We start from the raw sequence: 464 nt of genomic DNA, 5'->3' as shown, positions 1-464 counted from the left end.
GAACAGGGCAGAGCCGATCGCGCTGCCGCCTGCGCAACTCAACGCCGACTGGACGCATCGCGGCGGCGGACCTTCGCACCAGATTGCGCATCCGGCGCTGGGCGGCACGCTGGCGCTGCTCTTTTCGGTCGATATCGGCGCGGGCAACGGGCGGCGCGTGCGGATCACCGCCGATCCGGTCATCGCCGGGGGGCGGGTCTTCACGCTCGATTCGCAGGCGCAGGTGCAGGCGACCTCGACGGGGGGTGCGGTGCTGTGGCGCGCCGACCTGACGCCGCCCGCCGATGACCCGAGCGACGGTTCGGGCGGCGGGATCGCGACGGACGGGGCGACGGTCTATGTGACGACAGGATTTGGCCGGGTGACGGCGCTTGACGCAGCGACGGGCGCGGTGCGCTGGGTCCAGGCGCTCGAGGCGGCGGGGACGTTAGGGTTGACGGTAGGCAACGGAGTAGTTCCTCTCG

Annotated in this window: 1 protein-coding gene; it reads left to right on the top strand. The window is 71.8% G+C overall.

Going from position 1 to position 464, the window contains the following annotated elements:
• A partial coding sequence (locus ACLD7X_RS18845; protein ID WP_411425209.1) for an outer membrane protein assembly factor BamB family protein occupies nt 1-464 on the top strand: 464 nt, incomplete at both ends.

It is taken from the genome of Aphanothece microscopica RSMan92, assembly GCF_046613545.2.
Classification (GTDB): Bacteria; Cyanobacteriota; Cyanobacteriia; order PCC-6307; family Cyanobiaceae; genus NIES-981.
The sequence above is the reverse complement of the archived record's forward strand: the minus strand, read 5'-3'. Positions and strand labels throughout refer to the sequence as shown.